This window comes from Pantoea sp. X-Soil-MYKO-1785 (assembly GCF_059730675.1).
Genome location: NZ_AP036000.1, coordinates 2,027,781 through 2,042,435 on the forward strand (window position 1 = coordinate 2,027,781; position 14,655 = coordinate 2,042,435).

Consider the following 14,655-nt stretch of genomic DNA (forward strand, 5'->3'; position numbering starts at 1 on the left):
ATTGCCTACTAAACCGGCCTTTGCTACTGCTACTGCAAACACGCTAAGTCACTGGCATTGCCCGATGAGGATTGTCTGCTTCCTTTACCGGCCAATCGGGATAAAACGGCTGAAACAACCCGCGATTTTGACAACGCTACGTGAATTCTGCACCTGCCGCGTGACTACTGGGCCGCAGAATTTATCACAGCGCGTCATTTTATCGCTGGCTGAATTACCGTCCGATGATAAAAGCCGAAATCCGCCCGGCTGACATGACAATGGCTTTCAGGCAGGTTAAAGTTGCCGGCTTCGGCTGTGATCCTGATGAGGAAAAATGAAACGCTTATTTGTTTATGGCACGCTTTGCCCTGGCCGTGAGAATGCCCACATCCTGGAACAGATTGGCGGTGAATGGCTGCCCGGTTCGGTGACCGGCATTTTCTACCCGCGTGGCTGGGGTGCGGCGGCTGATTTCCCCGGCATCATTCTGGATGACCAGGCGTCACCCGTGCCGGGTTATCTGTTCATCTCCGATCGGCTCGATGAGCACTGGCCGATGCTGGATGAATTTGAAGATGGCTACGATCGGGTTGAAGTGACGGTTAACACCGGCAACAATCAGCAGTTAACCGCCTGGATTTACCAGCTGCAGCCGGCATTATCTGCCTGACGGCGCAGCCATCCCCGGCCGGTTTGCCCTGCGCACGCCCTGCTCTTTTAGCGTTTTTATCGCCGGTATTGATGCCGATCCTGTGGATGATGCCGATCGTGTATCGGGCCAGCGTGCAGCGCGGTAATGCCAGCCGCTTTGATTAATCGGTTACCCCGAAGCCCCCTTTATATCGACCTCTCATGCTGATTCGCAAAAACCAACAGGCACAATGTTTGATGACTTATTAACGGAACAACCAATGTATGATGTAACTAATACCCGTTATCGATCCGACTTTTCTCTGTTTTAACAACAGCCAGATGACCGGTTTGAAGATTTCGTCATCTGACTGCCGATGTTCACTTCGCGACGGGTGGCGTACCGTGCGTGTGGAAGGTTTCAATCGTCTTCAGGCCCCACGCCTGGCCTTTTTTGCGCTCCGCTTCGGTCCAGATAATTGGCTGCCAGTCTGGTGCCAGAATCAGCCGCGCGCCTGAGTTAGCCAGCTCCACTCGATTGCCGGCCGGCTCCCAGACATAGAGGAAAAAAGTGCCCTGAATCGCGTGCTTATGCGGGCCGGTTTCGATATGTACCCCGTTTTCCAGAAAAATATCGGCGGCGCGCAGGATATCTTCCCGGGTGTCGGTGGCATAGGTGATGTGATGCAAACGGCCCCTGCCGCCTCCCTGCTCTTCAGTGCAGGCCAGATCGTAGGTTTTGTTATTGATGGTGAACCAGCAGCCGCCAATCCGGCCATTATCCAGCGCGATCATCTCGGTGACCCGTGAACCGAGGCAGACTTCCATGAAGCGTTTGAACTCTCTGACATCCTCTGCCAGCAGATTAAGGTGATCGAGACGACGGGGAGACGCGCCACGTCCGTGATAGCGTTGAGCCATATTTTTTAACGAAGGCCGCTCATTGGCTTCAGCCTGATAGCGAACGGTATCGTAGTAAATCTCAAACACATGTCCAAAGGGATCGGCAAAACGGAATGCGCGCCCGTGGCCCTGATCGTCCTCTCTCCAGCCAATCACCTCATATCCACTTGCCTCAATGGCCGCGACGCGCCGCATCAATGCCGCCTGCGAACTGGCCCGGTAAGCGATATGTCCGACTCCGGTGGTGGTATGACGCGTCAGTTTTAAGGTGTGAAATTCATAATCGTCCCAGGCACGTAACCACGCGTGATCATTGTCCCTGGCCGAGACCGTAAGACCATAAACGTCGACGAAAAAGGCGAGACTCTCCTCGAATTTGTCGGTATAAATCTCAACATGTGCAAGATGTGCAATATCATGACAGGGCTCAGAATGCGCTGTGGTCATGAGGACCTCCTTATTGGTGTAGGCGTACTAATTTTTTTATTTAAGGGTCAGACGTTACCGATCTTTCTGGCTGAAAATCAGGGAGTTTTAGCCGCTAAGCGATGAGTTTCCTTGTTTGTGTGATGACGTTACCAGCCGGTTGCGGCCAGCAAATCTCAGCCGGTGAGCCGGAAAACGTTATCTCAATCGTTGCAGTGCCTCCTGCCAGATAAAGGGACTGAGATCGCGGTAAGCAATCCCCAGCGCCGCCATCCGGGCCGGTAAATCGGCCTGTACCTGCTGAGTCGCCTGGCTCATGACGCCCGCCACAGCCACATCATGCAAGGTTTTGACCACTTCAGCCATCTCCTCTGCCCGCCGGACGCCATGCTCGGCCACCCGACTGATCAGATAATGCGGCAAGTGGTGGTTCCATCCCAGCGCAGGAAAACTGGCGTGCAGCGAGGCGAGTACCGCCTCTTCCACCCCGTATTGCTGCGCCGCGCTGAGGCATTCAGTGGTCAGCGCTTCCAGTCCTTTAATCATTACGCTGCGACACATTTTAATGGCTGAGACATCGCCAATACGATCGCTGGCCGCCGTGGCGTTAATGCCCAGATGATTCAACCGGGCCGCGACGTTGTCTGCTGCCGGTCCGCCGATTAACAGCGGTGTGCCCAGCCGTTTGGGCGGCACCGGTGCCATGACCGCCACATCCAGATACGTCCCCGCGCCGCCAGCGATTGCTTGCGAGGCGGCACGTTTTGTCTCGGGTGAAACCGAATTAAAGTCCAGCAGTTGCTGGCCGTTCGCCAGCAGCGGAGCAACCTCGCGCGCAACGCAGAGTGCGTTTGATGCGGTAACCAGCGATATCACCCAGTCTGCGCCATCCAGTGCTTCAGCAACGGAATCCGCCGGCTGCACGCCAGACTGCTGAGCCACATCCCGCAGGCCAGAAGCCTGCTGCCCGCAGAATTTTTTATCCCAGACCCGCACCTGCGCCACACTCGCCAGATCGTGAGCATAAATTTGTCCCGCCTCGCCAAATCCGATAATGGCTATCTGCATAACTGTCTTATCCCTCCTGCCGTGACCAGACTGAACCCGGAATGGCCACGCGCCCGTCAAACAGCAGGCGCGCAGTGCGGATCAATCCACTGTTAATCACATGTCCCGCCGCATCACGCGTCAGCATCACGCTAAACTCGCCGCTGGGATGTTCGACAATCAGACGTTGTTCAGCAGCCGCGCTGATTTTTGCCAGCCCTTGAGCCACCGAACCGGCAACCAGACAGGCCGTAGCGACACTGACCGCGCCTAACACGCCAATCGCGGCGTGACAGCGGTGAGGAATAAAGGTCCGGGTGGTGATCGAACCGTTGTCGACCGGTGCGGAGATCAGCGTCATTTTCGGCACGCTGCGCTGCGCTACATCGCCCAGATGCATCAACCGTCCCGCCTGTAAGCGAATCGACTCCAGCCGTGCTTTCAGCGCCTCATCTTTATTAAGCTGATCCGGCGTTTCGCGTCCGCTGCGCTGCAAATCGGCGGCACGGATTACCACAACCGGCATACCATTATCGATGCAGGTCACCTCAATGCCGTCAATGCTGTCGCGCGCATTACCGGTCGGCAGCAGTGCGCCGCAGCTTGCTCCGGCGATGTCCTGGAAATTCAGGATTTGTTGCGCGGCGTAACCCGGCACGCCGTCAATGCGGGTATCGCCCTGATACTCAACGCAGCCCTCCGGCGTAGCGATGGCCGCTTCAGCAAGCTGGCCGGTATTGACCATATAAATGCGCACTGTTGTCAGCGCACCGGTTACCGTTACCAGCCCTTTTTCAATCGCAAACGGCCCGACTGCGGCAAGAATATTTCCGCAGTTCTGTCCGTAATCAACCACGGCTTGTTCCACGCTAACCTGAGCGAACAGGTAGTCTACGTCGGCATCCGGACGCGATGAAGGAGAGATAATCGCCACTTTACTGGTCAGTGAATCGGCACCACCGATACCGTCAATCTGTCGGGCATCAGGCGAACCCATCGCCGCCAGCAGGACGCGATCGCGCGTGGCGCTGTCCGCCGGCAGATCCGTGGCCAGAAAGCAGGCGGCTTTTGACGTTCCGCCGCGCATCAGCATGCAGGGGATCAGGGTCTGTTTCATACACCGCTCTGCTGCAGTTGATCAAGTGAGTCAACGTAGCGCAGCCCCTTTTCAGCCAGCTGCGAACGCATCTGATAAATATCGAGGCCATACTCACCGGCAGCCAGCCGCTGACGTTTGCTCTGTTCCAGTGCTTCACGTTTCTGTGCAGCGACCGCGACCGATTCGGCCTGCAGACGCGGCACAATCACCACGCCATCATCATCCGCGACCACGATGTCTCCCGGATGGATCAGCTGCCCGGCACAGATGACCGGCACGTTAACTGAACCCAGCGTCTCTTTCACCGTGCCCTGCGCGTAAACCGCCCGTGACCAGACCGGAAACTGCATATCTCTCAGCGTCTGGCTGTCACGAATCCCGATATCCCCCACCAGCGCCACCACGCCGTGCGCCTGTAAAGAGGTCGCCAGCAAATCGCCAAAATAACCATCGTGACAGGCTGAAGTCGGGGCCACCAGCAGAATGTCACCGGGCTGGCACTGCTCAACCGCCACATGAAACATCCAGTTATCGCCGGGCGAAACCAGCACGGTCACCGCGCTGCCGGCTACCGCGCAGTTCTGCTGGATGGGACGAATACCAGCGTCGAGCAGACCACTGCGTCCCTGAGCTTCATGGGTAGTCGCCACGCCGTAACGGGCAAAACCGGCCACCAGCGCGGCATCAGCACGCGCAATGTTGCGCACAACGATACCTTTTTTATTCACCAGACTCATGACAGATCCTCCGTGACCCGTGGCAACAGGCTCTGATAACCTTCAGCGTGGCTGATCACTTTCGATGAGCCGATCCCGACGTTACGTTTGGCCTGAACGCCCCGCTGCAAAGCTACCCGCGTATAGTATTCCCACAGGTGTTCCTGACCCGCCATGCACTGGATGGCCGCATATTTCTTGTCCCAGACCGCGCTGATATCAAGCAGCACGTCAGGTTTCCAGTTGCACTGCTCAGGCTGATGCGGCTCAAAGCTATAGACCGGCGGCGCGCCGATAATGGTTTCACCAGGACGATAACCTTCGGCCTGCGCAATGATCCGCGCTTCCTGCGTCAGATGCGCAGCCAGCGGATGATCGTAGTTATAGGGATCGTTAACCGAATGCGTCAGGACGAAGTGCGGCTGCACCTGACGGAATATGTCCGCCAGCCGGAATAGCGTCTCTTTATCAGCGCGCAGCGGATAATCACCCAGATCCATAAAGCTAATAGTTGCCCCGAGAATGCGGGCAGCCGCCTCGGCCTCTTCCTGACGACTCTGCTTTACCTTCGCCTCGGCCATGTTGCCGCTGCGCCACAGCTTCGCCGATTCGCCCCGCTCGCCATAAGAGAGGCATACCACATGCACCTCATAACCCCGCGATGCATGCAGCGCAATGGCACCCCCCGCACGCCAGACAAAATCAGCTGAATGGGCGCTGACAACTAACGCACTCTTTTTACTCATCTTTTCCATTATCTCATCCTGCCTTTGCCGTTTTTTTCATCCTGGCATGCAGCACTGCGGCTGGATAATGTCTTTCATTGCATGCGTTATGACTTTTATTTATGTTGTGATTCAGGGCTCATCGCTGGCGTAAGAAAAATGGAAAACGGCAGACAGGAATTTGACATTAAAATCATGCAAATACGCGCTTTTTGTATGATTGCGGACTGCGGCACGATTTCCGAAGCGTCGATAAATTTATTTCGTACCCAGTCGGCGATCACCCGTTCGCTGCGTGATCTGGAACACAGTTTACAGACGCCGCTGTTTGAACGGCATGCCAGCGGGATGCTGCTGACCGAGATGGGCAAATGTGCCCTGCCGCGCGCCCGGCGAGCCATTACCGAACTGCACGCGATCCCGCCAATCCTCAGCAAAATGCGGCGGCGGGATAACGGCCGTGAAGAGGCGGAACCGATCTGGTTATTTAACCTGCGACGGCTGCAAATTTTTTTAGCGCTGGACCGGCTTCATCACACTCAAAGCGTGGCGACGTTGCTGGGTATCAGTCAGCCAGCGGTGAGCGCGGCGTTGAAGGTGCTGGAAAAAGGGGCCGGGCTGCCGCTGTTCCAGCGCACGCCAAAAGGCATGATGCCAACGTCAGCGGGACAGGAGATCGCCCCGTTTATCAGCCGTGCCCTCAATGAGATACGGCATATCCCGGAAGACCTCGCCGCACAGCGCGGCATTCTGACCGGGACGGTGCATGTCGGTGCGCTCCCGCTGTGCCGCAGTAGCCTGTTACCGCTGGCGATCACCCGTCTGGTGGCGCGCTATCCCGGGATAAAAGTGGTGACCAACGAGAGCGCCTTTGATGCGCTGATTAAAGAACTGCGCGCCGGAGATATTGATTTTATTCTCGGTGCGCTGCGTCAGCATCACAGCGCGTCCGATATCCAGAACCAGCTGCTGTTCGATGAAGAACTGATTCTGCTGACGCGTCCGCAGCACCCACTGAGCGGGCGTGCCGTCAAACCGGAAGATCTGCAGCAGGTGCAATGGATCCTGCCGCGTGAGAACTCTCCTGCCCGTCATCTGCTGGACCGCGCGTTTCAGGCCGCAGCGCTGACTGCGCCTCAGCCGGTGGTAGAAAGTGGCGATCTGGCGATAGTGCGCGGACTGCTGCTGAATTCGGATATGGTAGCGGTGGTCTCTTCGCATCAGCTTGAATATGAGTTGCAGGCCGGAATCCTGACGCCGCTGGCGCTGAACCTGCCCGATACCCGCCGTGAGATAGGACTGACCTTTCGTCTGGGGGCGCTGCATTCGCCTGCTACTCAGGCGCTGCTGCGCTGCATTGATGAGACGCTGACCCGGACAGCCTAAATGAAACTCATAGCGATAAGGATGTCACCCGTTACCCGTGCAGGCCCGGCCTGCCTTACCACAGCCGTTTGGTCGCGCAATGACAATGCCAGACGCATCACACTATAAAGCTAACTCATATCGCTAAAAGCCTTTTTTGACAGACACCGTCAGGTGCCCCGCTTACCGTGTTATCGGATTATTACCTTTCTCTCACCACAACGACGGCTGCCGCTGGTAGCAAAGCAGAGAGCGTACCCGATGACAGCGAATAACCTGATTAATGTAAAACAGTGGATTGATGCACGCCCGGTCTCTTCTTTCCAATGGCGCGTACTGGTGCTGTGTCTGATCATCATTATGTTTGATGGTTACGATGCAGCCGTAATGGGCTTTATCGCGCCGGCGCTGATCGAACACTGGGGCATCAGCCGCTCAGCGATGGGCCCGATCCTCGGCGCGGCCATGGCGGGCGTGGCGCTCGGCGCGCTGATCGCCGGTCCGATGTCCGATCGGATTGGCCGCAAGCGGGTCATTCTGGTGTCAGTACTGATCTTCTCAGCCTTCAGCCTCGCCTGTGCTTTCGCCGCTTCGCCGACACAAATGGCATTATTACGCTTTATCGCCGGTCTGGGGCTGGGCGCGGTGATGCCAAACTGCGTGACGCTGCTGTCTGAATACATGCCCGAGCGTCGCAAAGGCATCATGATTACCCTGATGTTCAGCGGATTTAATATCGGCTCGGGACTGGGTGGATTCATTGCCGCCGGGCTGCTGGCACGCTTTAACTGGCCTGCGGTCCTGGTGTTTGGTGGCGCGCTTCCCCTGCTGCTGCTGCCGGTGATTGCCTGGCTGTTACCGGAATCGGTGCTTAACCTGGTGGTGCGAAAAGCGCCACGCGCAATCATCGCCTCGCTGCTGAATAAAATGGGCGGTGATTTTAGCCCGGATACGGCGTTTATCCTGAGTTCGCCTGGCGTAAAGCGCAACAGCACCATTGCAGAGCTGTTTCGCCACGGCTTCGCCCGCGGTACCGTAATCCTCTGGCTGACCTATTTCATGGGGCTGTTCGTTATTTATCTGCTGAACGGCTGGCTGCCTACCATTATGCGTTCAGGCGGCATTTCTCTTGAGCAGGCGGCGATTGTCGCCGGACTGTTCCAGCTGGGCGGACCGGTCGGCGGCATCATCGTTGGCGGCTTAATGGATAAGCTGCACGCCAGATGGGTGATTGGCGTGGTCTATTTAATCGGCTGTGCCTGTTTGATCACCCAGGGTTTGCTTGGGCTGAGCGGCGTGTGGTTGGGTGTGATTATTTTTATCACCGGCATGTGCATCAACGGTGCGCAGAACGGACTTCAGGTCTATTCGCCGGCCTACTATCCGACCGAGATCCGCGCAACCGGCGTCAGCTGGATGCATGGCATCGGCCGGATGGGCGCCATTCTCAGTTCGTCTTTAGGTGGCGTGCTGATGGGCGTGTTCCCGGCACAGTCGGCTATTTTCTACATTCTTGCCCTGCCGGCGCTACTGGCGGCGGTCAGTATTATTTTACACCGCAATGTCGAACTTACCCTGAAGGTTAAAGGAGCGGAACTCGGCGATATTCCTGCCTTATCGCAAAATCTGAACAACCGATAGCGGCGTAAGCAGGCTGACATCGGTTTTTCTCCCCCTGAAATAGCGCGGCAACCTTTATAGCACACTCAGCCCGGCCAGCGCTGTTGCGGGAACAGCGAGACGCGAATGTTAAACAGGTGAACCAGCGGAGCCACCGCCGCACTCTCCTGCAGCGCAATCTTCTCCAGCCGGAGCAGCAACTGATCCAGCTCCTCCAGCAGATCCTGATGCGGCAGCAGCTGAAGCGACTTCATTTTACGCTTCAGATAGAGACCCAGTTCGTGGAACATCTGGCCGCTGTCGATGCGGTGCGCCTCCAGCACCTCCCGATAGCGGGCATAAAAGTCATAGCAGTTAGCGCCGAGCCAGGTTTCACTGATCAGATAGCCACCGACCACGATATCCGGCACCGGATCGAGCCGTTTACGCGGCAGAATAATGTTCACCCGGTCCAGCATGCGCGCAATAAACTGCTGGCGTGATAACAGCGTGGCGGAATTGCGTTCGACCTTTTTAATAAAGCTCAGCAGGTCGCGCAGCCCCCGCAGCACCGCCCTGCGGGCAATCCACGAGGGACGCTTATTGCGGATCAGCGCCGTCAGCACCACCGCAAACATGATCCCCACCAGCGACGAGATTGCGGCGTTCAGGGTGACGATCAGATCGGGCACATAGTGGTGACTCAGCCCGATAAAGCCTGGAATCTGGATCGCCACGCTCAGACCTATCAGATTGGTGGTCGGATTGGCAATCACCAGGCTCAGCAGCATCAGCCCCGGCAGCAGGCAGATCATTAACGCCTGCAGGGTGTTGGCCTGCGGGATAAGAAACGCGATATAAAACAGGCTGACCACCAGCGCAATCATCACCCCTTTAACGAACAGCTTCATCGGCGTAACCGGCGAATCCACCCCGGCAAAAAACGAACTGATAATCGCCGCCATCAGCGGTGCATTGGCCCCATCGGCCCAGCCGCTGCCAATCCAGAACAGACTGGAAAGAAAGGTCGACAGAAAGGCCGTCAGCACCGACAGGCTCAGCAGTCCGTTATCAATGTGGCGATGCTCGCGGATGTTCCTGATCGCCGCCCCGTCGCCATGACTGTAGAGATCGCCGGCTCGGGCGCTGACGTTCTGATACGCATCGGCGATACGGACAAAGTTAGCCAGCCGCTCCAGTAAGCCAATCAGCAGCAGGCTCTCTTCAGTAGCCAGCTTTCCCGCCTGCCAGTCCGCTTCCAGCGTCGCCTGACCCGCAGCGATGGCGTTACGCAATCCTTCGATATCGTTAACCCGATCATGATTGAGCCACAGCAGAAATTGCTGGAACACCGAGGTGACACACAGCGGAAAGCGTATATTCAGTTCTGCCAGCACCCCAAGCCGCGATTCAATCGCCGTCAGCGTCGGCAGCAGGTAGGTCAGATGCTGATACTGCACGCTGACCAGACGGATCACATTGCGCGCCGCTTCCCCTTCATAAACACAGTGCGTCAGCAGCGTTTCGACATTCAGCGGATAGCCCGCCATCTGGATCAGAATATCTTCCCGCTCGAGGGACTTGTTGTTCGCCATGCCGTTGACCAGCTCATTACACAATTTACGCGCATTCTGAAACCAGCGGTCCACGCTCTGCCCGAGCAGATGGTGCATCGATACCGGAAAAACCAGCCGGTGTACCAGCGTGCTGCACAAAATGCCAAGGGTGATCTCCTCGATACGCGAAATCACCGTATTGGTAATCGCCGACGGCGTGTTCACCTCCGGAAAACCCATGATCGCCGCGCTATAGCCTGCCAGCATGAAGACGTAGCTTTTGGGCGTGCGGTCATGCAGCGACAGATAGAGGCAAAACGTCACCCACAGCGAGACGCACAGGCTGAACAGCAGTGGCGACTGCACCGTTTCCGGATAGATCAGCAGGATAAATACGCCGCCCAGCACGGTTCCGATCAGACGAAAAACCGATTTCGAGACGGTTGAGGCGGCATAAAGTTGGGAAGTGACAAAAACGGTGGTCAGCGCCCAGGCTGGTTTTTCAAAGTTAAGGATTAGAGCAACTGATAACGCGATAAACGCGGCCAGGGAGGTTTTGCAGGCAAACAAAACCGCGTTTTTGGTAAACCATTTCATCGAATGAGAGGACCGAAATACTTCTGTGGCGCGTATCCTGACAGAAGCGTCAGCGTTTTACTCTCAGTTAACTTATACAAATTATTACCGGCCTTCCCTGACCGGTTCAGGTTGCTGCTGACCGTGCCTGGCGCGTCAGATTTGGCTCAGCGACGGGTCAGCGCCAGACGGATCCCCAGGCCGATAAAAGTGGCCCCGACCAGCCGATCCAGCACTGTCTGTAACCGCTTATTGTTGGCCACCGCGCCTGCGGCCCCGCCCGCCAGCAGCGCAAACATCCCGTCAGTCATCAGGCCAACCAGCGCATAGGTCATCCCCAACAGCAGGAAGGCGCTGGCGTGATACTGACTGCCGATCGCCACAAACTGCGGGAAAAAGGCGATAAAAAACAGCAGCACTTTGGGATTGGTGATTGAGGTGATGAAGCCGCGCAGCAGCAGTAAGCGGGTGCCGGTCTGCGCGGGCGGCGGTGACGCAGTCTCCGCTGCTGCGGATGCGATAAAGGTTGATCCGATCATTCTGACGCCCAGGTAGATCAGATAGGCCGCACCGAGATACTTAATCAGCGTGAACAGCAGCGGCGAGGCGGCAATCAGCGCAGTCAGACCCAGCGCACTGGCGACGGCATGGGTACAGCTGCCCAGCGCAACACCGGCGGCTGACAGAATACCGGCACGTCGTCCCCTGGCGACACTTTGTCCCACCACATAGGCCAGGTCGGGACCCGGCGTAATACAGAGCAGCACAACGGAAGCTACAAACAGCGGGAAATGCACGATATCGGACATCACGGCTCCTGACCTTTATTAGGGTTTATCAGCTATTAACCTAACAGCCGATCGCTCTTTTTCAAACCCCGTCATTCACCGGCTGCCGCACCAGCGCCCGCTGCGGGTCCAGTAAAAACGGACGCAGATAGCCCACCGTGTTCGACAGCAGGATCACCTCATCGGCCAGTTTCAGCCGCAGGACGTCGCTCAGCCAGGCTTTGCGCTCGGTCATCCGCTGCCAGACCGCCGGAAATTCCGCCGCCAGCTGGGCACGCAACGCCGCATCCGCCAGACCGACGGTGTCCTCAATACTGCAGCCGCCGTAGCCGGCCACCGAAGGAATAATGTCGATCTGCAACAGCATGCCGCTCTTCAGGGTGATGGCTGAATCGGGCCAGATTGGCGAGCATAACCACTCTTCATCCGCCACCAGATGCCCCGGATTAAGGTGCCAGCCATACTGTGCTTTAGGAAATACCGCCTCGATTAACGCATACAGTTCGCCACCGGTGATGCCGATGCGTAACTGCTCCAGCCAGCTGACCACCGCGTGATAATACGGGATCGCCAGCCGGGGTAGCCAGTCTGAAACGTGACAGGGTAACTCTGATGCCTGACTGACCGCATAAGCAGTGCGGCTGCTTAGCCCGCCTTTATAGCCGACGGTTAACGACAGCTTATCGCCGACCTTAATCGTTTTGTCGCTGGGATAAAGCTGCGCCTTAGCAAAGCGATCGCCGGTGGCGGCAATGGTCATCACGCTATTTGGCTGGCCGTCGGCATTAAGACGCGCGCCAATGTGCTTCTCGCTTACGCCTGGCGTCACGCTGTTCAGCGCCGCCAGCATGGCGGTTGAGGCACGATTCGCGCCCGCCTCGTAAAATGCCACCTCATCGGCGCTGTTAATGCAGCGCGCTCCCTGATCAGGTGAGATAAACAGCCCGGTGGCATTGACCAGATGCGAGACGCCACCTGCCGCGTCGGCCGCCGCCGCGCAGATAAACTGCGGCAGATCAAACAGAGTCTGCTGAGCGGGGCTGAACAACTTCCAGCCCACCAGCCCGGTGCGCGCCCCCGCGACGATCCCTGCCTGGCTCAGCAGCAGGGACAGCGATGCCTCACCACTCATCGGCTGATTGGGCAGCGAAAAGAGTGGCGCGTGCAGGCATCTGCCGGGATTACGGGCAAACGGCACCAGCTTGAGGTTTTCGTTGCCCATGATGTAGGCCAGTTCGCCCTGCTGATTAACCACCAGCAGCGCCTCTTCGAAGCGCGGAATAAAGCCCGCCAGATACTCAAAGTTGCTGCCGTGCTCTTTATCCGCATAAACGATCAGCTGCGTAATCTGATGCTGTTTCATGCGCTGAACAATCGCCGCCAGCCGGCGATGCAGGGTTTCATCCGCCATCACGTGGCTCGCCACGTCGGGAAAAGTGGGTGGCAACGGGATCGGTTCCAGTGCGTAGCGATCGCGATTCATATCAGACTCCGGTTAAACGGGAAAACAGCAGTCTAGCCGTTGCCGGGCCACCCTGTTGCTGTCTGCCTCAATCTTTCTGCCGTAACCGCTCCAGCATAATCAGTGAATGACTGAAAATGGCATCGGCAATGTGCTGCGGAAATCCTGCGGGCAACGCATCGCGCACCGCGATAACCGCGGGTGGAAAAGCGCGGATAAAGAAGTCGAAGATCTGTTGCAGGCTACCGCTATCAAAATTGACGCTTTTTGCAGTGGCAAAGAAATGACGCGGGAATATCTTATCGATTTCGGTTTTTTTGCCTTTGCTGGCCCGCAGCCCCATCGCCAGCTTCAGCGCCCGCTTATTCAGGCCGGTGCCGCCCAGTACCGGATAGGCGGAAATCACATCATAGAAAGGGGTCAGCCGGTAGCTGCCGCCGCGCTCAATAAACAGCGAGAAGTTCTTGGCGTGGCCGTCCGTCGCCCCAATCAGCCACTGAAACACCTGAAACATCATGAAGTGATAACGATCCTCTATCGCGTTACTCGATCCCATCAGCAGCTGCATGATCTCCGCAATGCCCGGCCCGCCGTCTGACTCATACTTCGTCGATGACGGCAGCCCCAGCGCCTGACAGAAATCCTCCTGCGGCAGACGAATAAGCCGGCTTCTGTCACGTGACCAGCGCCGGTCGAAGCGCTCGACAGCCAGCGCACGCATCGCGCCGGCGCGGATAAGGGTTGCCTCAGGCACCTTCATTCCCAGCGCCCTGGCCAGCGCCAGACAGAGATACTCATTTTCAACGCTTTCGCGCATGTCCAGCGTCGCCGTCGGCTGCTTAATTTCTCCGATCGGTAGTTTGATAATGTGTGAGGTCGGCGTGGCCCCGGTCGGGATGCTCCAGCCCTGTTCCGTGTGCAGCAGCGCCGTTTTCTCCTGCGCACCCGCCACCGAAATACGGAAGTCGGTCTCTTCGCGCAGCATCCCGAGCGGAATGTCGGACTGATAGGCTGACAGTACGCTTTCCAGCCGCGCCTCGTTCAGCAGCTCATAGCGCACCTGTAACGGCGGCAGCGGCATCTCAGGCGGCAACAGCATGGTCGCACCGACGCTGTCTCGTCCCACTTCCTGCAACAGATCAAACGGCTGACGGGATTTTATCTGGTAGCGCGCCACAATCCGGTCACGAATCAAGGGGCTATCCGGCAACAGATTATCGAAAAAGTTAATTACCGCGTGGGAGGTGATCGCCGGAACCTGCAACGGCATCGAGAGCGACAGCGGCCTGGCGAGCGGATTACTCAGCCACGCTTTGTCGTACTGAAATTCGTGCGCACCGTTGCGCTGACGGGTCAGCACGCCGACCCGCTCGCCGTTCATCCACGCAATCAGCTTCTGCATTACCAGTCATCCTCGTCATTGAGCGGCGGCGGTGCGGCGGCCGTTTTCTCCTGCACCTCAAGACTCAGCTCCAGCGACTGCAACAGCTTAAACAGCGTCGCCAGCGAGGTGTTGTCCGGCGCATTTTCAAAATGCGAAATGGTCGCCTGTTTCAGACCAACCTTTTTGGCCAGCTCGCTCTGGGTCCAGCCATTACGCTGACGGATAAGTTTCAGCCGGTTAGCCAGCTGCAGCGGACTGTATATCATGGTGTCTGTTCCTCCGGGGTCGGCAGACGATCAGCATAGCGCATCCTGATTATCCCCGAAAGAGGATAATTAGTTTATTATCCCCAATAAGGGATAAATAACTATTTATACCTTTGCGGGTATAAATAGTC

General features: G+C 57.1%; 13 protein-coding genes. 3 read left to right on the top strand and 10 right to left on the bottom strand.

The window, feature by feature from the left end:
- Positions 1-316 precede the first annotated feature (316 nt).
- A complete protein-coding gene (locus tag AC6I8D_RS09590) occupies positions 317-652 on the top strand; it encodes a gamma-glutamylcyclotransferase family protein (protein ID WP_497820050.1) in 336 nt (111 codons plus the stop codon).
- Between the two features lie 341 nt (positions 653-993).
- Here AC6I8D_RS09590 and AC6I8D_RS09595 read toward each other — a convergent pair whose 3' ends face one another.
- From AC6I8D_RS09595 to AC6I8D_RS09615, 5 genes are all read right to left on the bottom strand, one after another.
- On the bottom strand, positions 994-1,962 hold the full coding sequence (locus tag AC6I8D_RS09595; protein WP_159222972.1) for a VOC family protein: 969 nt from the start codon (positions 1,960-1,962) through the stop codon (positions 994-996).
- 177 nt (positions 1,963-2,139) lie between these two features.
- Positions 2,140-3,009, bottom strand: a complete 870-nt coding sequence (locus tag AC6I8D_RS09600; RefSeq protein WP_046288315.1) for an NAD(P)-dependent oxidoreductase — start codon at positions 3,007-3,009, stop codon at positions 2,140-2,142.
- Positions 3,010-3,016: 7 nt separating this feature from the next.
- On the bottom strand, positions 3,017-4,105 hold the full coding sequence (locus AC6I8D_RS09605; RefSeq protein WP_497820051.1) for a 4-oxalomesaconate tautomerase: 1,089 nt from the start codon (positions 4,103-4,105) through the stop codon (positions 3,017-3,019).
- Positions 4,102-4,824: a 4-carboxy-4-hydroxy-2-oxoadipate aldolase/oxaloacetate decarboxylase gene (locus AC6I8D_RS09610; protein ID WP_069728314.1), complete on the bottom strand. Its 723-nt coding sequence runs from the start codon at positions 4,822-4,824 to the stop codon at positions 4,102-4,104. Before AC6I8D_RS09610 ends, AC6I8D_RS09605 begins: the two co-directional genes overlap by 4 nt.
- Complete coding sequence (locus AC6I8D_RS09615) at positions 4,821-5,558, bottom strand: PIG-L deacetylase family protein (protein WP_497820052.1); 738 nt, start codon at positions 5,556-5,558, stop codon at positions 4,821-4,823. Before AC6I8D_RS09615 ends, AC6I8D_RS09610 begins: the two co-directional genes overlap by 4 nt.
- Positions 5,559-5,687: 129 nt before the next feature.
- Here AC6I8D_RS09615 and AC6I8D_RS09620 point away from each other — a divergent pair, with 129 nt between their 5' ends.
- Together AC6I8D_RS09620 and AC6I8D_RS09625 are read left to right on the top strand one after the other, a co-directional pair.
- Positions 5,688-6,914, top strand: coding sequence for a LysR family transcriptional regulator (locus AC6I8D_RS09620; protein ID WP_031376888.1), 1,227 nt, complete (start codon positions 5,688-5,690; stop codon positions 6,912-6,914).
- A gap of 240 nt (positions 6,915-7,154) precedes the next feature.
- Positions 7,155-8,534: an MFS transporter gene (locus tag AC6I8D_RS09625; protein WP_069728316.1), complete on the top strand. Its 1,380-nt coding sequence runs from the start codon at positions 7,155-7,157 to the stop codon at positions 8,532-8,534.
- A 65-nt stretch (positions 8,535-8,599) separates the two neighbouring features.
- On the opposite strand, the gene AC6I8D_RS09630 is transcribed toward AC6I8D_RS09625, so the two are convergent.
- From AC6I8D_RS09630 to hipB, 5 genes are all read right to left on the bottom strand, one after another.
- Positions 8,600-10,645, bottom strand: a complete 2,046-nt coding sequence (locus AC6I8D_RS09630; protein WP_497820053.1) for an FUSC family protein — start codon at positions 10,643-10,645, stop codon at positions 8,600-8,602.
- Positions 10,646-10,791: 146 nt separating this feature from the next.
- Positions 10,792-11,433 (bottom strand): LysE family translocator, encoded by a 642-nt coding sequence (locus AC6I8D_RS09635; protein WP_497820054.1) that lies wholly within the window; start codon positions 11,431-11,433, stop codon positions 10,792-10,794.
- Positions 11,434-11,494: 61 nt separating this feature from the next.
- On the bottom strand, positions 11,495-12,895 hold the full coding sequence (locus AC6I8D_RS09640) for a M24 family metallopeptidase (protein ID WP_497820055.1): 1,401 nt from the start codon (positions 12,893-12,895) through the stop codon (positions 11,495-11,497).
- A gap of 67 nt (positions 12,896-12,962) precedes the next feature.
- Positions 12,963-14,276 (bottom strand): type II toxin-antitoxin system HipA family toxin, encoded by a 1,314-nt coding sequence (locus AC6I8D_RS09645; RefSeq protein WP_312054641.1) that lies wholly within the window; start codon positions 14,274-14,276, stop codon positions 12,963-12,965.
- Positions 14,276-14,524, bottom strand: coding sequence for a type II toxin-antitoxin system antitoxin HipB (gene hipB, locus AC6I8D_RS09650; RefSeq protein ID WP_312054639.1), 249 nt, complete (start codon positions 14,522-14,524; stop codon positions 14,276-14,278). Before hipB ends, AC6I8D_RS09645 begins: the two co-directional genes overlap by 1 nt.
- Between the last annotated feature and the right edge of the window lie 131 nt (positions 14,525-14,655).